The 18323-nt window shown below is 70.4% G+C and carries 16 protein-coding genes; 6 read left to right on the forward strand and 10 right to left on the reverse strand.

Annotated elements, in window-relative coordinates; translation table 11 throughout:
- Nucleotides 1-17: 17 nt before the first annotated feature.
- Entirely contained in the window at nt 18-398 is a 381-nt protein-coding gene (locus tag VA596_RS06135) for a VOC family protein (protein WP_323324336.1), read from the forward strand.
- A 73-nt stretch (nt 399-471) separates the two neighbouring features.
- Here the strand turns inward: VA596_RS06135 and VA596_RS06140 are convergent, their stop codons facing one another.
- The 7 genes from VA596_RS06140 to VA596_RS06170 all read right to left on the reverse strand — a co-directional run bounded on the left by VA596_RS06140 (nt 472) and on the right by VA596_RS06170 (nt 9952).
- Nucleotides 472-1326: an amidohydrolase family protein gene (locus VA596_RS06140; protein WP_323324337.1), complete on the reverse strand. Its 855-nt coding sequence runs from the start codon at nt 1324-1326 to the stop codon at nt 472-474.
- Nucleotides 1323-2867 carry a benzoate-CoA ligase family protein gene (locus tag VA596_RS06145; RefSeq protein WP_323324338.1) on the reverse strand — a complete coding sequence of 515 codons (1545 nt, stop codon included), beginning with the start codon at nt 2865-2867 and terminating at the stop codon, nt 1323-1325. Before VA596_RS06145 ends, VA596_RS06140 begins: the two co-directional genes overlap by 4 nt.
- Before the next feature lie 9 nt (nt 2868-2876).
- Nucleotides 2877-4298 (reverse strand): benzoyl-CoA 2,3-epoxidase subunit BoxB, encoded by a 1422-nt coding sequence (gene boxB / locus VA596_RS06150; protein ID WP_323324339.1) that lies wholly within the window; start codon nt 4296-4298, stop codon nt 2877-2879.
- A gap of 5 nt (nt 4299-4303) precedes the next feature.
- A complete protein-coding gene (boxC, locus tag VA596_RS06155) occupies nt 4304-5923 on the reverse strand; it encodes a 2,3-epoxybenzoyl-CoA dihydrolase (RefSeq protein WP_323324340.1) in 1620 nt (539 codons plus the stop codon).
- Between the two features lie 31 nt (nt 5924-5954).
- Nucleotides 5955-6392 (reverse strand): hypothetical protein, encoded by a 438-nt coding sequence (locus tag VA596_RS06160; RefSeq protein ID WP_323324341.1) that lies wholly within the window; start codon nt 6390-6392, stop codon nt 5955-5957.
- Nucleotides 6393-6480: 88 nt separating this feature from the next.
- Nucleotides 6481-7371, reverse strand: a complete 891-nt coding sequence (locus VA596_RS06165) for a GNAT family N-acetyltransferase (protein WP_323324342.1) — start codon at nt 7369-7371, stop codon at nt 6481-6483.
- Nucleotides 7372-7525: 154 nt separating this feature from the next.
- Nucleotides 7526-9952 (reverse strand): beta-glucosidase H, encoded by a 2427-nt coding sequence (locus tag VA596_RS06170; protein ID WP_323324343.1) that lies wholly within the window; start codon nt 9950-9952, stop codon nt 7526-7528.
- A gap of 93 nt (nt 9953-10045) precedes the next feature.
- On the opposite strand from VA596_RS06170, the gene VA596_RS06175 reads away from it, so the two are divergent.
- The gene (locus VA596_RS06175) at nt 10046-10615 is read left to right on the forward strand and encodes a TetR/AcrR family transcriptional regulator (RefSeq protein WP_323324344.1); all 570 of its coding nucleotides are present in this window, start codon (nt 10046-10048) and stop codon (nt 10613-10615) included.
- Nucleotides 10616-10839: 224 nt separating this feature from the next.
- Here the strand turns inward: VA596_RS06175 and VA596_RS06180 are convergent, their stop codons facing one another.
- Entirely contained in the window at nt 10840-11250 is a 411-nt protein-coding gene (locus tag VA596_RS06180) for a MarR family winged helix-turn-helix transcriptional regulator (protein WP_458364001.1), read from the reverse strand.
- Nucleotides 11251-11332: 82 nt separating this feature from the next.
- Between VA596_RS06180 and VA596_RS06185 the strand changes: the two genes are divergently transcribed.
- The 4 genes from VA596_RS06185 (at nt 11333) to VA596_RS06200 (ending at nt 16425) form a co-directional block, all read left to right on the forward strand.
- Nucleotides 11333-11800 carry a DUF1579 family protein gene (locus VA596_RS06185; protein ID WP_323324346.1) on the forward strand — a complete coding sequence of 156 codons (468 nt, stop codon included), beginning with the start codon at nt 11333-11335 and terminating at the stop codon, nt 11798-11800.
- Between the two features lie 329 nt (nt 11801-12129).
- Nucleotides 12130-14013 carry an ABC transporter ATP-binding protein gene (locus VA596_RS06190; protein WP_323325675.1) on the forward strand — a complete coding sequence of 628 codons (1884 nt, stop codon included), beginning with the start codon at nt 12130-12132 and terminating at the stop codon, nt 14011-14013.
- 61 nt (nt 14014-14074) lie between these two features.
- The gene (locus VA596_RS06195) at nt 14075-15550 is read left to right on the forward strand and encodes a WS/DGAT/MGAT family O-acyltransferase (RefSeq protein ID WP_323324347.1); all 1476 of its coding nucleotides are present in this window, start codon (nt 14075-14077) and stop codon (nt 15548-15550) included.
- The gene (locus tag VA596_RS06200; RefSeq protein ID WP_323324349.1) at nt 15550-16425 is read left to right on the forward strand and encodes an alpha/beta fold hydrolase; all 876 of its coding nucleotides are present in this window, start codon (nt 15550-15552) and stop codon (nt 16423-16425) included. The genes VA596_RS06195 and VA596_RS06200 overlap by 1 nt, the downstream gene beginning before the upstream one ends.
- A 329-nt stretch (nt 16426-16754) precedes the next feature.
- Here VA596_RS06200 and VA596_RS06205 read toward each other — a convergent pair whose 3' ends face one another.
- Both VA596_RS06205 and VA596_RS06210 read right to left on the reverse strand, forming a co-directional pair.
- On the reverse strand, nt 16755-17510 hold the full coding sequence (locus tag VA596_RS06205) for a 2-keto-4-pentenoate hydratase (protein WP_323324350.1): 756 nt from the start codon (nt 17508-17510) through the stop codon (nt 16755-16757).
- Complete coding sequence (locus VA596_RS06210; RefSeq protein WP_323324351.1) at nt 17507-18304, reverse strand: 2-keto-4-pentenoate hydratase; 798 nt, start codon at nt 18302-18304, stop codon at nt 17507-17509. The genes VA596_RS06205 and VA596_RS06210 overlap by 4 nt, the downstream gene beginning before the upstream one ends.
- Between the last annotated feature and the right edge of the window lie 19 nt (nt 18305-18323).

An 18323-nucleotide genomic window follows, 5' to 3' on the forward strand; every position in this document is an offset into this window, starting at 1 on the left:
GGGCGCACGATGAGTCGATGCTGACCGATTCGACCATCACGACGATGCTCCCGGTGACCGACAGCGACCGCGCCGGCCACTTCTACGCCGACGCCCTCGGCCTGAAACCGACGGGCGCGAGCGAGGACGGCACCCGCTACTTCGCGGCGGGCGCGGGCGTCATCGGCCTGCGGCCGTCACCGGCCGGCGCGCAGAGCGAGAGCACGGCGCTGAGCTTCGAGGTCGACGACCTGCCCGCCGAGATCGCGGCCCTGGAAAGCCGCGGCGTCCGGTTCCAGGACTTCGACGTCGACGGCCTGAAGACGGTCGGCCACATCGCCGACCTGGGCGCCGAGCGAGCGGCGTGGTTCACCGACTCCGAAGGCAACGTCCTCTGCATGCACCAGGTCTTGGGCTGACCTCTGGGGGCCATGGGGACGCCGGTGCGGCCCACGTCGGGGCCGACGTGAGCCGCACCGGCACTCCCCGTGGTCAAGCCAGCGAGGGCATCAGCTTGATCGCGTTGCCCGACAGCACCCCGGTGAGCACGTCCTCCGGCCACCCCAGCTCAACCAGCGACCGGACGTTCTTCGCCACCGACGGCACCCCCGGCCAGTCCGTCCCGAAGACGAACTTGCCGGCCAGCCGGGCCAGGTCGAACCGCTGGTAGTACTCCGGCAGCTTCTTCGGCGGCAGGCCCGCCAGGTCCAGCCAGACGTTGTCGCGGGCCAGGGCGAGGAACGCCGCCACGTCGTACCACCAGCCGCGGCCGCCGTGGGCGAACACGAACTGCAGCGCCGGGAAGTCCTCGACGACGTCGGACAGCAGCTCGGGATTCCCGAAACTGGTGCGAGAACCGGGAAAGTTCGACGTTCCGGAGTGGAGGATCACCGGCACCCCGCGCTCGAGGCACAGCTGGTAGACCGGGTACAGCTCCTTGTCCGCCGGCGAGAACGCGCCGTGCACCGGGTGGATCTTCAACGCCACCGCACCCAGATCCAGCTGGCGGGCGACCTCGGCCGCCGCCGGGTGGTGCAGGTACGGGTTGACGTTCGCGACGAGCCGGAACCGCTCCGGGTTGTACTCGACGAGCGGCAGGTTGTCCTCGATGGACTGGATCCCGGTCGCGCGCGGGCTGTACTCGCAGAACAGCAGGACCCGGTCGACACCCTCCTGCGACATCAGGTCGTCCATCGCCGACGGGATCACGGACCCGTCCTCGGCGTACACCGAACGCCACGGGTACGTCCCGGCGAAGTCGTGCGCCCACTGCAGCCACGCGGGCTTGAGCGTCGGCAGGCGCGGGGTGTGGACGTGCGCGTCGACCACGAAGTGCCCGTCGATCACGGGCTGGGCACCACCCGCAGCACGTCGCGGACCTGCTCGCGGATCACGTTGCGGCGGATCTTCCCGGTCGCCGTCTTCGGCAGCTCGGCCAGCTCGACCACCCCTCGGGGACGCTTGAACGCCGCGAGCCCTTCGCGGCAGAACTCGATCAGCTCTTCCGCGTCCACCGTAACGCCGGGGGCGGCCACCACGCACGCCACGGGCTTGTCGAGGCCGTCGGCGTCCGGCGCGGCGACCACCGCGACCTCGGCCACCGCCGGGTGCATCCGCAGCCGTTCCTCCACTTCGGACGGTGACACCCAGATCCCGCCCGCCTTCAGCATGTCCCCGAAGCGGCCGAGGCAGCTGTAGGTGCCGTCCTCGTTGAGCACGTAGCTGTCGCCCGTGCGCAGCCACTCACCCTGGAACACAAGCTTCGTCGCGTCGTAGCGGGCCCAGTAGCCGGTCGCCGTCGAGGGCCCGGAAACGAACAGCTCACCGGGCTTGCCGACGGCGTCGATCACCGCGCCGGCCTCGTCGCGGATCTGCACGGCGTACCCCGGCACGGGGACGCCGGTGCTGCCGGGCCGGACCGCACCGGGCTTGTTCGACAGGAAGATGTGCAACGCTTCGGTCGAGCCGATGCCGTCGAGGATCTCCAGGCCGAAGCGCGTGCGGAACCGCTCGAACAGGGACGCGGGCAGCGGCTCGCCGGCCGAAACGGCGTACCGGACCGAGGCGAAGGAGTCGTCCGGGACGTCGCTGGCGAGCAGCGCCGCGTAGAACGTCGGCACGGCGAAGAACAACGTTGGTGCTTCTTCACGGGCGCGCCGGGCGAACAACGCCGGGGTCGGCCGGGACGGCTCCAGCAGCGTCGTCCCGCCCGCGGCGAGCGGGAAGAAGGCCGAGTTCCCCAGTCCGTAGGCGAAGAAGAGCTTCGGCACGGACAGGAACCGGTCGGTCGCGACGGTGCCCAGCACGTCACGGCCGTAGGTCTCGCAGACGGCCCGGATGCTCGCGTGCCGGTGCATCGCGCCCTTCGGCTGGCCGGTCGTGCCCGATGTGTACAGCCACAACGCGGGCGAGTCCTCCCACGTCCGTCCACTTCGGAAGGTGCCACCCAACGAAGACCACTTGTGCGTCCGGACGGCGAACCCGCTCGCCTCGGCGCGGTCGAGCAGGACGTCGGTGACCTCGGGGGCGAGGCTCACCGCGGTCACGGCCTGCTCGGCGAACTCACCCGAGACGCACAGCAGCCGCGACCGTGAGTCGGCGAGCATCTTGCCCAGCTCCAGGCCGGTGACCATGGTCGAGACCGGCACCGCCACCGCGCCCGCGAGCATCGCGCCGAGGATGCCGGTGAGCAGCTCGACGTCGTCGACCATGCAGAACATGACCCGCTCTTCGGGACGCACCCCCAGCTCGGTGAGCCCGGCCGCGACCCGGCGGGACTCCGCCGCCAGCTCGGCGTAGGTGAGCGAACGCCGGGGCGACACGACCGCCGTCGTGTCCGGCTGCCCGGCCGAGAGCAGGTACTCGGCCGCGTTGAACCCTGTCGCCACCCAGGCCTCCTACGTGAGGTACACGTACTCGTAGTCGAAGGGCTTCCCGTTGATGCCCTGCCGCGGCGGCGCCACCCAGCTCGCGATCTTCCCCCGCTCGTACACCGGGTGCATGAGCGAGCGGACGAACGCGAGGTCCTCGGTCGTGGGCAGCCACTTGTTCTTGCCGGCCAGCCACGTCGCCTCGTCGACGATCGTCCCGTCGGGAGTGACGTGGTGGCCGGAGTTTATGCCCACTTCCCGGTTGAAACCAGGGTGCGGCAACCGGAACGTGAAGTCGATCCCGGCCTCGGTGAGGATCTTGTTCCAGCGCTTGACGCCGGTCTCGCAGTCGGCGGTGTACTCGCTGCGCAGGTCGAGGTTCAGCAGCAGGATCGCCTGCAGCTCCTCGGACGTCCAGGTGCCGTCGCCCGCCGGTTTGTCCAGCGTGCGGGCGTCCTCGGTCAGCTTGTGGTCGTCCTTGCGGCGGGTCTCCTGCCAGCGGCCCTTGAGCCCGGCGGTGTAGTAGTTCGCCGCGTTGGTCGACGTCTCGCTGCCGAACAGGTCGAGCGAAACGGTGTAGTGGAAGTTGATGTAACGCTGGATCAGCTCCAGCGGGATGCCGCCGTGCGGCCCGATGTCGCGCGTGTCGTGCTCGCGGACCAGCTCGGCGCTGCGCATGACCACGCGGTCGACACCCGTGGTGCCGACGAACATGTGGTGCGCCTCCTCCTTCAGCATGAACTCGCAGGTGCGCGAGAGCGGGTCGAAGGAGCTCTCCTTGAGCGTGCCGAGCTGGTACTTCCCGTCGCGGTCGGTGAAGTAGGTGAACATGTAGAAGGCCAGCCAGTCGGCGGTTTCCTCGTTGAACGCGCCGAGGATGCGCGGCGCGTCGGGGCTGCCGGAGTTGCGCAGCAGCAGCCCTTCGGCCTCGTCACGGCCTTCGCGGCCGAAGTAGGCGTGCAGCAGGTACACCATCGCCCACAGGTGACGGCCCTCTTCGACGTTGACCTGGAACAGGTTCCGCAGGTCGTAGAGGCTGGGCGCGGTCAGCCCGAGGAGCTTCTGCTGCTCGACGGACGCCGGTTCGGTGTCCCCCTGGATGACGATCAGCCGCTGCAGGTCGGCGCGGTACTCGCCGGGCACCTGCTGCCACACCGGCTCACCCTTGTGCTCGCCGAAGGCGATCCGCCGGTCGGGGTCGCGCTCGGCGAGGAAGATGCCCCAGCGGTAGTCCGGCACGTTCACGTGGTCGAAGTGCGCCCAGCCCTCGCGGCCCACGCTGATCGCGGTCCGCAGGTAGACGCCCTGGGTTTCGAGCGTCGGGCCCATCTCGCCCCACCAGTGCATGAACTTCGGCTGCCAGCCCTCCAGCGCGCGCTGCAGCCGCCGGTCGTCGGCGAGGCTGACGTTGTTGGGGATCTTGGCGTCGTAGTCGATTTTCTCGGGCATCAGCGCTAGACCCGCTTCCTGTCGAAGACGGCCTTCTGACCAGTACCGTATCGGCGCAGCGCGCCTTCCGGTCCGGATGCGTTCGGCCGGGTGAAAATCCAGTTCTGCCAAGCCGCCAAGCGGCCGAAGATCTTGGTCTCGATGGTCTCCGGGCCGACGAACCGGTGGTTGGCCTCCATGCCGGTGAGCGCGTCCGGGCTCAGCGACGCCCGGCCCTCCAAGGCGATCCGAATCTCGTCCTCCCAGTCGAGGTCGTCCGGCGCGTCGGTGACCAGGCCGAGTTCGACGGCTTCCGCGGCGCTGAGCTCGTGGTCCTTTTCGCGCGCGAGCCAGGTGAGGTGGTCTTCGTCGCCGTAGAACCGCGTCTGCAGGCGGGTCAGGCCGTTGCCCATCGGGAACGCGCCGAAGTTGGCTTCGGACAGCCGGATCGTCGCGCGTGCGTCGCTGTCTTCGTCGTCGATCGGCGGCCCGTCGAGGATGTACTGCCGGTCCGCGGCCAGCGCGACCTCCAGCAGCGCGCCGGCGAAGCAGCTGCCGGGTTCGATGAGCGCGATCAGGCTGCGGCTGGTGACGTCGAGGCGCTTGAGCGTGCGCTTGAAGTAGTGCGTGATCTCGTTGGCCAGCCAGTCCTTCCCGCCGAGGACGGCCTGCTCGTGGGCGAGCACCTTCTCCGGGTCGCCCTGGGTCCGCAGGATCCACGTGCCGGCTTCGACCTCGTTGGTGCGCAGCCGCAGGATGGCGTCGTCCAGCTCGCGGGTCATCGCGAGGAACCAGCCGCTCGCACCCTCTTCGTGCAGGTCACCGGGGTCGTTCACGGGGCCCTTGACGGTGAGGGTGACCTGGTCGCCCTCGACCTCGACGTCGACGTACCGGTGTTCGAGCGGGGTCAGCTCGATGCCGCCCTCACCCGTCCGGCCGGACTCCTGCGCGATCTCTCGCGCCCGCTGCTCCACGGTCTCGCGGAATCCCTGGCGCGGCACCAACTCGTCGACGAGCCGCCAGTCGACGGCCGTCTTGCCCTTCACACCGTCCGAGCGCGTCGCGAAGACGTCGGCGAGGTCGCGCCGGACGCGCCGCTTGTCGACCACCCGGGTCAGCCCGCCGGTGCCGGGCAGCACGCCCAGCAGGGGCACCTCCGGGAGCGCGACCGTCGAGGAGTTGTCGTCGATCAGCAGGATCTTTTCGCAGGCCAGCGCGATCTCGTAACCACCGCCGGCGCAGGTGCCGTTGACCGCGGCGACGTAGGTCTGGCCGGAGTGCTCGGTCGCGTCCTCCATGCCGTTGCGGGTCTCGTTGGTGAACTTGCAGAAGTTCACCTTCCAGTGGTGCTCGGACGCGGCCAGCATCCGGATGTTCGCGCCGGCGCAGAAGACCTTGTCCTTCGCGCTGGTCACGACGACCACGCGGACCTCGGGGTGCTCGAACCGCAGCCGCTGGGTGGCGTCGTACAGCTCGATGTCGACACCCAGGTCGTAGGAGTTGAGCTTGAGCTCGTACCCCGGGACCAGCCCGCCCTGCTCGTCGACGTCCAGCTCGAGCCAGGCCACCTCCCCGTCGAAGCTGAGCCGCCAATGGCGGTACTCGTCCGGACGGCGGTCGAAGGTCACCGGTGTGGTGGTGGTCACCGACCGATTGTCTACACGAAATCTGCGAACGTCAACGTTGTGTAGAAACTTGATCTCGCACAATCACCCGGTTGAGCGTGGTCCAGGCCCAGATCAGGAACACCCAGAGCGCGATCCCGGCCGTGGCGTCGGTGAAAATCGTCGCGAACCAGAACCCCGGAATCTGCGGCACGCCCGTCAGGAAGTGACCCAGAGTGATCATTCCGGCCAGCGAGTAGACCAACAGGAACGCGAGCGCCCGCGGGTAGCGGCCTTGGGTGTACGCGCGGTAGCCGAGGAAGCCGAACGTCGTGAAGAGCACCCAGCCGAAGGCGACGACGATGCCCGCCACCGTCGCCGGGACGCCGGGCAGCTGCGGGTAGTCCGCGACCCGGATCGTGTTGTGCGCGTAGTGCAGCGTCGTGCTGAGCAGCGAAAAGCCGAGGATCACGCGGAGCGGTGTCAGCCCCTTGTCCTTCAGAACGTCCATCGCAGGCCCCCAGATCGACTAGATAGATCGCTCTAGCGACGGTACCGCGCGGCGGCCGTGCCAGGCAAGACACGGCCGCCGCGGGCCCTCAGACCAGGTCGATGCGGTGCTGCGTCACTGGGTAACCCGCCTTGGCGAAGGCCTTCGCCATCGGCACGTTCGGGACGTCGGTGGCCGCGACGATCCGGTCGGCGCCGTACCCGACGAGGTCGTGCGTGGCCTCGGCCAGCAGGTCGTACGCGTAGCCGTGCCCCCGCTGCTCCGGTACCACGGCGATGTAGCCGATCACCGGGTCGTAGTAGTTGCGGCTCGGCAACGCGAAGCCGACCAAGTCGCCTTCGCGTGTGTACGCGAGCCGCCACCACTCACGCGGCGCGGGCATCCACCGCATGATGTCGAGGTCCTCCTGCGCGGCCGCCTCGACGCCGTGCTCGGCCACCGTCCGGCGGACGTGTGCGTCGAGGCTGTCGGCGTTGACCTTGCGGAAGACGTCCAGGATGACGTCGTCGTCCGGCTCGGGCCGGAACTCGAGCCGTCCCGGCCGCTCCGGCAGGCCGTTCGCCGGCGTCCAGCTGTACCGGTAGCGCTCGACGAGCTTGCGGTAGCCCGCCTTCTCGGCCGCTTCGATGCGGACGTTCACCTCGTGCGCGACGTCCGGGTCGTCCTCCCACGCGGGTGGCGTGGTCAGCGAGTACTCCACCCGGAACGGCGCCGTCGTCAGCAGGTGCACGGCGGCGTCGAGGTCGGTGAAGTCGAACCAGTCGAGCGCGATCGGCTCTTCGTCGTCCGGCCCCGACCACCAGGCGGCCCGCGCCACGACGACGTCGTCGCGCAGGGCGACCCACGTCCGGCCGGACTGGTAGTCGGCTTCGTGGTAGTCCTTGCCGAGCAGAGCGCGGCCCACGAGGCCGCGGTCGGGCAGGGACGTGAACAGTGCTTCTTCGCCCGCTTCGAGCGGGCGCACGACCAGATCGGTCATGGAAGTCCTTCCGGGAAAGCACGCGCTCCCGGCTTACGAAATGGACACCCTCGAGGCGAGGTGGGAGCGCGTGATCGGTTGCGTGATCATCGGACCCACCTCCTTTCGCCGGTCAAGGGTGCGCGAGTGAAGCTACGGGCCGCCTTCGGGTGCGTCAACGGATTTTCTGGAGCACGGTCCGCGTGCTCAGCCGGGGCTCGGCGTAGGAGTGCGAAGCCTCGAGGACGTACTCGCCGGCGATGTGCTGCCAGCCGTCGCGCCAGACCGAAACCGAGCGCGGCGCGATGGTGATCTCGGCGTCCGCCACCTCGCCCGGGCCGGCTTCGACGCTCGCGAACCCGGCCAGCCAGCGGTGCGGCCGGTCGCCGCGTTCGGTCGGGACCAGGTAGAGCTGGACGACTTCGCGACCCCGGCGTTTGCCTGTGTTGCGCACGCGGACTCGCACCTTCGCGCCGCCTTCGTCGTCGGGAAAGACGTCGAGTTCGTCGTACACCCAGGTCGTGTAGCCGTGGCCGTGACCGAACCAGTAGGCGGGCTGCCGGTCGGTGCGGGCCCAGGCGCTGTAGCCGATGTAGACGCCTTCGTCGTACGGCAGCACGCCTTCTTCGGGGGTCACGCGGGTGACGGGCGCGTCTTCGAGCTTCGCCGGCCAGGTCGTCGGGAGGCGGCCGCCCGGCTCCTCGTGTCCGAAGAGGACGTCGGCGAGCGCGTCGCCGCCGGCCTGGCCGGGGAACCAGGTGAGCAGCACCGCGGCGACGTCGTCACGCCACGGCAGCTCGACCGGCGAGCCGGCGTTGACCACGACGACGGTGTTCGGGTTGGCCTCCGCGACCCGCCGCACGAGTTCGTCCTGACGTCCGGGCAGGGCCAGGGAAGTCCGGTCGAACCCCTCGCTCTCGACCTCGGCGGTGGTGCCGACCACGACGACCGCGACCTCGGATTTCCCGGCCAGGGCAACGGCTTCGTCGAGCGCGGCGTCCGGGTCGAGTACCGGGCCGCGGTGCCCGAGCGCGAAGATCACCCAGGCGAAGGTGCCGCGCGCGAACTCCGCCATCTCGGACGGGACCCAGTACGTCAGGCTGACGTCGACCGGCTCGCCCGCGGTGAGTTCGACGTCCCGCCGCTGCTCGATGACCTGCATGATCGACGTGAAGACGTCACCGCCCTCGGGCAGGTTGACGCCGTCGAAGAGGGTTTGCCCGCCGACGACGAGGCGGAGGTCGCCGGGGCCGGTGAGGCCGAAGGTGTGCGTGCCGGTGGCTTCCGGGAGGAAGGTGCCTTCGATCTCGACGCTTGCGAGCGTGGCCAGGTCGAGGCCGGCCGGCAGCTCACCGATCCAGTCGATTCTCGCCTCTCGCAACGGAAATTCAGCCAATCGGGTGCCATCCGCGGCTTTCGCGGTGGCTCGGAGCCGGAAATTGTCGGTGGCCGGCGGTAGCGTCGTTCGCGGATCGGCACCGATGGCGTAGGTGAGTTCGGTGCCCGCGGGAAGGGCCTTGCGGAGGCCGTCGAGAGGGGAGACGACGTGGTCGGGGAACACGGTGGCGCTGCCACCGCCGAGGATCTTGGGGTCGGCGGCGAGCGCGCCGATCAGGGCGATGCTGGGCGGCTGCTTGAGCGGGAGCAAGCCGATCTGGTTGCTGAGCAACACGAAAGACCGGTGCGCGATCTCGCGCGCGACCGCGTCACCGTCCATAGTGGATTGTTCTGGGGGTGTTCCGCCGTCGAGCGCGCCGGTCCGGTGGGCCAGGAGGAGCACGCGGCGGACCATGTCGTCGACGACGTCCGGGTCGACTTCGCCGCCTCGCACCGCTTCGGCGAGCTGGTCACCGAACACCGTGCGCGGGCCGGGCATCGCGACGTCGAGCCCGCCGTTCGCCGAGGCGACGGTGTCGCGCGCGGCCAGCCAGTCGGAGACGACGAAGCCGTCGAAACCCCATTCGTCGCGCAGCACGCCGTTGAGCAGTTCGGCGTGCTGGGTCATCGTGATGCCGTTGACGCTGTTGTAGGCGGCCATGATCCCCCACGGCTTCGCCCGCCGGACGATGAGTTCGAAGGGCGCGAGGTAGAGCTCGCGCAGTGCGCGTTCCCCGAGGTGGACGTCGGCGGTGAAGCGTTCGGTCTCGGAGTCGTTGGCGACGAAGTGCTTGACCGTGACGCCGACCCCGCCGTCCTGCACGCCGGTGACGTAGCCGGCGCCGACCATCCCGGTGAGGAGGGGATCTTCGGAGTAGCACTCGAAGTGCCGGCCGCCCAGCGGTGAGCGCTGGAGGTTGACCGTGGGGGCGAGGAGCACGTGCACCCCCTTGCGGCGGGCTTCCTGCGCGAGCAGCCGCCCGGCCCGCACGGCCAAGCGCGGATCCCAGGCGGCGGCGAGCGCCGTCGGGCTGGGCAGCGTGACGGACGGGTCGTCCGGGCTCCAGCGCACCCCGCGGACACCGACCGGGCCGTCGGAGAGGACGAGGGAGGAGAGCCCGATCTCCGGCCGAGCGGGCAGGGTCCAGACGTCCTGGCCGGCGAGCAGGCGCACCTTGGCGTCCAGGTCGAGCTTGTCCAGCAGCGCGTCGACGTCGAAGCTCATGCTGCCCCTTCCGGAGGTCCTGCCGTCACCCTACCTGGCGCCGAGTAGCGAACGTTACGCTTCCGTGACGGGTTGTCCCGTAGGCTCGGGATCATGACCCGGGCCAGGGGCGCCGACCGCCGCACGAGCATCGTCCGTGCCGCCTTCGACGTGATAGCCGAGCGCGGCTATCGAGGCACGTCCCTGGCCGCGGTGGCCGACCGGGTGGGCCTGACCCAGCAGGGCTTGATGCACTACTTCCCGACGAAGGAAGACCTGCTGACCGCGGTCCTGGAAACCCGCGACGAGTGGGACCTGCTCCACTTCGGCCGCGACTCCTCGGCCATGACGGTCAACCAGCTGGCGGACCTGGTCGACTACAACGCAACCCGCAAGGGCATAGTCCAGACGTACACGGTCCTGGCGGCGGACAGCGTCACGGAAGACCACCCGGCAAGGAAGTACTTCCACGACCGCTACGCCCGAGTACGCGCCGGAATGACGGAGATGCTCGAGCGCCACCGCGACGAGCTACCCCCAGGCTCCACCCCGGAACAACTAGCCCCGTTGGCCATAGCCGTCCTGGACGGCCTGCAACTGCAGTGGCTACTGGACCCAGAGCAAGTCGACATGTCAGCAGGCTTCCGCACGTTCCTGACCCTGCTGGGCATCAAACCGGACTAGCCGTCTGCCGGGCCTCTTACGCCCCAATGTGGCGTTGGGTGCGTCCAACGCACCCAATGTGGCGTTCGGTGCGTCCAACGCACCGAACGCCACATTGGGGCGCTGTCCCGGCGCCAACAACAGAACCGGCCCAAGACGGCGACCGCACCGCCGGCCCGCGCAGCCGCCCTCCCACGCAACCCGGCCGGGCGAGCCACACCCCCAGCGCAGCCCGCCCGACCCCCTCACAACCGCGGCCGCACCGCCAACTCCCGCAACCGCCGCAAAGTCCGCAACGTAACCTCCAAATCCCCCTCCGACACCTCCGCCGCCAACTCCTCCGCCCACTCAACCTGCGCCACCCCAAGAGCACCCATCGCCGACCTGGCCTGCGAGGTCAAAGACAACAGCGGCGCCCGGGCATCGGCCGGGTTCGGCATTCGCTCCAGCATTCCGTTGCGCAGCAGGCGGTTCACCGTCTCCTGCACGCTCTGCCGGCGCAGTCCACGGCGCCGCGCGACCTCCGCGGCTGTTGCGGCGCCGTCCTCCAGGAAGCCCAGTACCTGCCACTGCGCCGCCGTCAGGCCGACCGGGGCCGTCAGCGCGTCGCCCGCGGCAAGGAAGCCGCCGTTGCACGCGAAGACCGCGTCGATCACCCGGGTGAACGTCTCAGCTCTGGCGGACCGCATGCGTGCTAGCCTCGCATATCGACAGGCACCTGTCGAATTGGAGACGACCATGGACATGCCCACCCTCGGCCCCGCGCACGACGCCTTGAAGGCCTTCGTCGGCGACTGGGCCGGCACCGAAGAACTCGCCGCCTCGCCGTGGGCGCCGGCCTCGACCGCGCGCGCCGACTGCGAATACCGCCTGGCGCTCAACGGTTTCGCACTGGTCCAGCAGTACCGCCAGCACCGCGAAGACGGCACGGAGTTCCTGGGCCACAACATCTTCACCGCCGACCCGCAGACCGGCGAGACGCTCTGGTACGGCTTCGACAGCTACGGCTTCCCGCCCGCATCCCCCGCCCGCGGCGACTGGGACGGCGCGACGCTCGTCCTGACCAAGAAGACCGCCCGCGGGGTGGCCCGGCACCGGCTCACCCCGGACGGCGGCACCCTGACTCACGAAATCGACGTGAAGCTGGGCGACGACGACGAATTCAGCCCATTCCTGCGCGCCCGATACCTCCGAAAGAACGGGTAGTGGAAACAGGTGACGTCCCTCCCCCCTGGCACGAGGACGTCACCTGTTTCCGGTCTCTGCCACCACATCCGCAAGGCGGCGGGCCAATTAAACAACAATTATTACTTATCCGGCCTTGCGCTTTCGGGTTATGCAGCGAGTGTGTCCGCGAAGCCGCCGGAGGCCCAGAGAAAACGATTACTTTCACCCGAACGGCCTAACGCCGATACCGTCTCGTGCCCCACCGGGCCACGAAAATTGTCGTACCCCCGGAGTACACCTGAACCGTGCGCAGATCCGCCGGAACCACCCAGGACACGGCCTCGCCCCCGCTGATCGGGGTCGAGAACATGAAGATGCCCGAATGGGCGCGGGTCGACGAACGCGTGGCCGACGCCGGGTTCGGCCGGGCCGTGCGCGCGCTGCCCGCCGCGATCGCCGTCGTGCTGCGGCTGGCGTGGCGGACGTCGCCGCGGCTGACCCTGCTGGCCGGGCTGGTGCACGTCGTTTCCGGCTGCGTCACCGCGTTCGGGCTGCTCGCCACCGCGAACGTCTTCACCGCGCTGCTCGAACAGGGCCCGACCCCGGAGCGGGTCCTGCAGTCGCTGCCCGCCATCGCCGTCGTCACCGGTTCGTACGCGGCGCGTGCGTTGCTCGACGCCGCCGTCGCGGCGGTCGAAGGCGCGCTGCGGCCCCGGGTCACCGCGGCGGCGGACGACGCGGTGACGTCGGCGGTCGTGCGCGTCGGGCTGATCGCGTTCGAGGACGCGGACTTCCGCGAGCTGGCCCGCCAGGGCGCGCGGTTCGGCGTCCGGGCCATCGAGACCAGCCTGCGCCGGGTGGCGGACCTGACGTCGTCGGCGATCTCGCTCGCGGCGGCGATGCTCACGGCCGGGCTGCTCAACCCGTGGCTGGCGCCGGTCCTGCTGCTCGCGGCGGCCGCCGACGGCTGGTCCGCGGCGCGCGTCGCCAAGCTGAACTACCGGCACTTCCTCGACACGGTCGGGCGCAACATCCGCAAGTCGATCGTGGAGGAGGTCGCCACCTGGCGCTCGATGGCCCTCGAACGCCACGCGCTCACGCTCCAGGAGCCGCTGCTCGGCGAGTACCGGCGCATCTCGCGCAGCCTGACACGCGAGGAGGTCCGGCTCGCGCACCGCAGCAACCTGGTGCGGACCACCGGGCGCGCCGCGGCCGGCCTCGGCACCGCCGTCGCGTACCTGGTGCTCGGCTGGCTGCTCTACTCCGGCGGGATGGAGCTGGCGCTGGCCGGCACCGCGGTGCTGGCGATGCGCACGGCGTCGGCGTCGCTGTCCAACACCATGCGCGCGGTCAACTCCCTGTACGAGGACTCGTTCTACATCGGGTTCTACAACCAGCTGCTGGTGGAGTCGGCGCGGCTGCGGCCGCCGCCCACGGCCGTGACGGCGCCCGCCGACCCGGCCGAGATCCGGCTCGAGGGCGTCACGTTCACCTACCCGGGCCAGAAGAACCCGGCGCTGCGCGACATTTCCCTGACGATCCGGCGCGGCGAGGTGATCGCGCTCGTCGGCGAGAACGGCTCGGGCAAGACCACCCTCGGCAAGCTGCTGACCGGCCTCTACCCGCCGGACGAAGGCACGGTGCACTGGGACGACGTCGACCTCGCGCGGGCCGACCCGGAGTCGGTGCATGCGAACATCGCGGTGATCGCGCAGGAGCCGGCGGAGTGGCCGATGACGGCGGCGAACAACATCACCGTCGGCCGCCTCGGCCGGCCCGACCCGGAACGCCTGGCGTGGCGCGAAGCGGTGGGCTACTCGGGCGCCGACGAGGTGATCGAGTCGCTGCCCCGGCGGGAGAACACCGTGCTGTCGAAGAAGTTCGACGAGGGTCACGACCTGTCCGGCGGCCAGTGGCAGCGCATGGGCATCGCCCGCGGCATCTACCGCGACGCGTCGGTCCTGGTGGCCGACGAACCGACGGCGGCCCTTGACGCCCGGGCGGAGGCCAGGGTGTTCGCGGGCCTCCAGCACGCGAGCACGTCGCACCGCGGCCGGCGCACGACGGTCCTGGTCACCCACCGGCTGGCCAACATCAAGTCCGCGGACCGCATCCTGGTCCTGGAGAAGGGCAGGCTCATCGAGGAGGGCACCCACGACCAGCTGATCCGCGCCGGCGGGATCTACCACGAGCTGTACGAGATCCAGGCCCGCGCGTACCGCAACGGCTCGGCCACCCCCGCACCCTCCTAGCGGATTTACGCCCGCCACCCCGCCGGGCAGACTGGCCTGCCGAGCTCCCCGAGGAGGCCCGATGCGCCAGCTCACCGCCCTGGACGTGCAGTTCCTCAACGCCGAGTCGACCACGACCACCGGGCACGTCGGGGGCCTGTCGATCCTCGATCCGGCCACTGCGCCGAACGGGACCGTCACCGTCGACGACCTGCGGGAGCTCATCGGCTCGCGGCTGCACCTGGCCAAGCCGCTGCGGTGGCGGCTGCTGCCGGTGCCGCTCGGGCTGGACCACCCGTACTGGATCGACGATCCCGAGTTCGACCTCGAGTACCACGTCCGCGAGATCGCGCTGCCCGCTCCGGGCGACGAACGCCAGCTCGCCGAGCAGATCTCGCGGCTGACCGCGCGGCCGCTCGACCGGCGGCGACCGCTGTGGGAGGCCTACCTGGTGCAGGGCCTGCGTGACGGCAACGTCGCGGTCTACACGAAGGTGCACCACAGCGCGATCGACGGCGTCTCCGGGGCCGAGCTGATCGGTGTGCTCATGGACGTCACCGCCGAGCCGCGCCCGGTCGAGCCGCCGGAAGCGCCGTCGGAAGAGCCCCTGCCGACGCCCGTCGAACTCGCGCTCAACGGCGTGAAACGGCTCGCGCTGCACCCGGTCAAGGCCGCGATGCAGGTGCCGAAGCTGCTCCAGCACATCGACGAGGTGCCCGGGCTCGCCCGCTACCCCGGCGTCGGGCTGCTCGCGAAGGCCGGCAGCGTGCTCAACCGCGTCACCCGGCAGGGCTCCGGACGCCACGAAGCCGACCGGCCGCGGCTGGTCGCGCCGGACACCCCGTTCAACGGGCCGATCAGCGCGCACCGCCGCTTCGCCTACGGCTCGCTGCCGCTCGACGAGGTCAAGCGGGTCAAGAACACCTTCGGCGTCACGGTCAACGACGTCGTCATGGCGCTGTGCGCGACCGTCATGCGCCGGTGGCTCGTCGACCACGACGCGCTGCCCGACCAGCCGCTCGTGACGCTCGTCCCGCTGTCGGTGCGGACGCCCGAGCAGGCGAAGGACGCCGGGAACCAGGTGTCGGTCATGCTGGCGCCACTGCCGACGCACCTCGCCGACCCCGGCGCGCGGCTGGCCGAGGTCACCAGCGCGATGGTCGCCGCGAAACAGCGTTACCAGCCGCTGCCGGCGTCGTGGCTCGTCGACTTCAGCGGCATGCTGCCGGCCGCGCTCGGCGGGCTCGCGGCCCGCGCCACCATGAAGTACCTCGGCGCCACCACGCCGGTCGTCAACCTCGTCGTGTCGAACGTCCCGGGTGCGCAGGTGCCGCTCTACCTGGCCGGCGCGCGGCTGCTCGCGAACTACCCGGTGTCCGCGATCACCGACGCGAGTGGCGGACTGAACATCACCGTGATGTCCTACGACGGCAAGCTCGACTTCGGGCTCGTCGCCTGCCGCGAGCTGATCCCGGACGTCTGGGACCTGATCGACCACCTGCACGACGCGCTGGCCGAGCTCACCAAACTCGCCGCGGAGCACACCCGGGAGGCCTGATGGCGGAGCGCGTCACGGAGGTCAACGGCATCAGCCTGTGCCACGAGACGTTCGGCGACGCCGGCGGGCGGCCCCTGCTGCTCGTGATGGGCCTCGGCGCGCCGATGATCTGGTGGGACGAGGAGTTCTGCGAATCCCTTGCCGCACAAGGGTTTTACGTGATCCGGTTCGACAACCGGGACGCCGGGCGGTCGAGCCGGATGCACGGCCAGGCCAACCTCGCGCAGGCGTACCTGCTGCGCAGCGCGCCGTACTCGCTGGCCGACATGGCCGCCGACGCCGCCGGGCTGCTGGACGCGCTGGGCATCCCGGCGGCGCACGTCGCCGGCGCGTCGATGGGCGGGATGATCGCGCAGACGCTGGCGATCCGGTACCCGTCGCGGGTGCTTTCGCTGACGTCGATCATGTCGACCACCGGGAGCAGGCTGGTCGGGCGCCCGAGCCCGAAGGCGATGTCGATGCTGCTCGCGGCCCGGCCGCGCGACCGCGCCGAGTACGTCGAGCTGGCGGTCCGGACGTTCCGCGTGATCGGCTCGCCGGGCTACCCGTTCGACGAGCCCCGGATGCGGGAGCGGGCCGAGCGGACGTTCGACCGCGGCGTCCACCCGGGCGGCACGGTCCGCCAGCTCGCGGCCATCATGGCCGACCGCGACCGTTCGCCGAGGCTGCGCAAGCTGCGGCTGCCGGCCCTGGTGGTGCACGGCGCGCAGGACCCGCTGGTCCACGTCTCCGGCGGCCGCGCCACAGCCCGCGCGATCCCGGGCGCGGACCTCGACGTCGTCCCCGGCATGGGCCACGACCTGCCCCGCCCGGTCTGGCCAAGGGTGGTCGAGGGCATCACCCGAGTCGCCGACCACGCCAAAGTAACCACCTGACACGTACCCAGCCGGACAACACGCGTACCCAGACAGACGACACGCGTACCTGGCCGGACGACACGCTGGCTGCTGGACGGTGCCGCCGTGTCGTCCACTCAAGTACGCGTGTCGTCCATACAGATACGCGTGTCGTCCATGTAGGTACGCGTGTCGTCCGGCCAGGTACGCGAGTTCGCCGGTCCGGGTCGCGTGACTCGCGTGATCAGGCGCGTAACTCGCGTGATTGGACGCGTGTTTCGCGTGATTGGGGAGGCATCACTCGTGATTGGAGAGGCATCACCCGTGATTGGAGGGGCATCACTTGTGATTGGGGGGTCGACACGGGGTTAGGCCGAGAGGGTTACCGAGCCCAGGTGGGAGAAGTGGGCGGCTACTCGGGAGCCGGGGCGGAGCGGGACTGCGTCCGTCATGCCGCCTGTTAGGACCAGCCAGCCTGGTTCTAACGCCAGGCCGCGGGCGCCCAAGGCGTTCGCCGCCAGGGCCAGGGCCTCTGCCGGGTGGCCTTGGACCGCGGCGCCCGTCGCCGTGTCGACGATCTGGCCGTCGACCTCCAGCAGCGCCGCTTCCAGGGAGAGGTCCAGGGAAGACGCAGGGAGGCCGACTGGGCCCAGGGTGAAGTGGGCCGACGAGCCGTTGTCCGCGACCGCGTCCGGGAGGGTGAAGCGGTAGTCCGTGAAGCGGCTGTCGATGATCTCCATCCCGCCGTACACGCGGTCGACGGCGGCCAGCGCCGTCGCCGCCGTGACGCCGGGGCCGGCCAGGCGTCGACCCAGTACGAAGACCAGCTCCGGCTCCGCGCGCGGGTGGATCAAAGACGGCACCGGCACCCCGGCGGGCAGCACCATCGCGTCGGTCAGCCAGGCCAGCAACGGCGAGTCGATGCCCATCCGCTGCTGCTTGGCCCGGGACGTCAGGCCCAGCTTGACGCCGATCAGCGTCTCGCCGCGGGCCCGGCGCTGCCGCAGCGCCTCGTCCTGGATCGCGTACGCCGTGTCGACGTCGAGGTCCGGCCAGTCATCCGAAAGCGGCGCGCGCTCGGAGTCCGTGGCCAGCAGAGCAGCCGCCGCTTCGCGGACGTTCATGACTCCTCCGAAGGGGAAAACACCGCGGTGACGCTGCCGATGCCGGCGATGGTGGCGACGACCGTGTCACCCGGCGACACCGGGATCGCGCGGGTCATCGAGCCCGGCAGCACGACGTGCCCGGGTTCCAGCGTGACCCCCAGCGGCCCCACCGTGTTCGCCAGCCACACCAGCGAGTTCAACGGCGACCCGAGCACCGCGCCGCCCGCGCCGGTCGCCGCGACCGACCCGTTCTGGTAGAGCACGCAGCCGGCCAGCCGCAGGTCCACCGAACCCAGCGCCGTCGGGCTGCTGCCCAGCACCACCCCGCCGGACGACGCGTTGTCCGCGATCGTGTCGAACAGCGTGATCTTCCAGTCCTGGATCCGCGAGTCGACGATCTCCAGCGACGGCAGCACGAAGTCCACCGCCCGCACCGCGTCCGCGACCGTGACGCCGGGGCCGCGCAGCGCCGACCCGAGCACGAACGCGATCTCCGGCTCGATCCGCGGCTGCAGGAACGCCGACGTCGGGATCGGCTGGTGCTCGAGGTGGAACATGCTGCCGGTCAGGTGGCCGTAGTCGGGCTGGTCGACGCCCATCTGCCGCTGCATCGCCGCCGACGCCAGGCCGACCTTGTGCCCGCGGACGGCGTCACCGGCGGCGGTCCAGTGCCGCACCTGCTCCTGCTGGATCCGGTAGGCGTCCTCGACGGTCGCCTCCGGGAAGGTCTTGATCAGCGGCTCGATCGGCTCGCGCGTCGAGTAGGCCCCGGCCAGAACGGCGGCGGCCTCCTGCACTCTGCTGGCGTCCACAGCGGGGAACTCTGCCCGC

Origin of the sequence: Amycolatopsis heterodermiae, from assembly GCF_034929455.1 — a bacterium.
GTDB lineage: Bacteria > Actinomycetota > Actinomycetes > Mycobacteriales > Pseudonocardiaceae > Amycolatopsis > Amycolatopsis heterodermiae.

What these genes read in the sequence shown, in the direction of transcription:
- VA596_RS06160 (WP_323324341.1), bottom strand. Translation starts at nt 6,392, where the DNA reads ATGGACGTTCTGAAGGACAAGGGGCTGACACCGCTCCGCGTGATCCTC.
- VA596_RS06205 (WP_323324350.1), bottom strand. Translation starts at nt 17,510, where the DNA reads ATGAACGTCCGCGAAGCGGCGGCTGCTCTGCTGGCCACGGACTCCGAG.
- VA596_RS06170 (WP_323324343.1), bottom strand. Translation starts at nt 9,952, where the DNA reads ATGAGCTTCGACGTCGACGCGCTGCTGGACAAGCTCGACCTGGACGCC.
- VA596_RS06195 (WP_323324347.1), top strand. Translation starts at nt 14,075, where the DNA reads ATGCGCCAGCTCACCGCCCTGGACGTGCAGTTCCTCAACGCCGAGTCG.
- boxB (WP_323324339.1), bottom strand. Translation starts at nt 4,298, where the DNA reads ATGCCCGAGAAAATCGACTACGACGCCAAGATCCCCAACAACGTCAGC.
- VA596_RS06165 (WP_323324342.1), bottom strand. Translation starts at nt 7,371, where the DNA reads ATGACCGATCTGGTCGTGCGCCCGCTCGAAGCGGGCGAAGAAGCACTG.
- VA596_RS06175 (WP_323324344.1), top strand. Translation starts at nt 10,046, where the DNA reads ATGACCCGGGCCAGGGGCGCCGACCGCCGCACGAGCATCGTCCGTGCC.
- VA596_RS06135 (WP_323324336.1), top strand. Translation starts at nt 18, where the DNA reads ATGCTGACCGATTCGACCATCACGACGATGCTCCCGGTGACCGACAGC.
- VA596_RS06200 (WP_323324349.1), top strand. Translation starts at nt 15,550, where the DNA reads ATGGCGGAGCGCGTCACGGAGGTCAACGGCATCAGCCTGTGCCACGAG.
- VA596_RS06190 (WP_323325675.1), top strand. Translation starts at nt 12,130, where the DNA reads ATGAAGATGCCCGAATGGGCGCGGGTCGACGAACGCGTGGCCGACGCC.
- VA596_RS06185 (WP_323324346.1), top strand. Translation starts at nt 11,333, where the DNA reads ATGGACATGCCCACCCTCGGCCCCGCGCACGACGCCTTGAAGGCCTTC.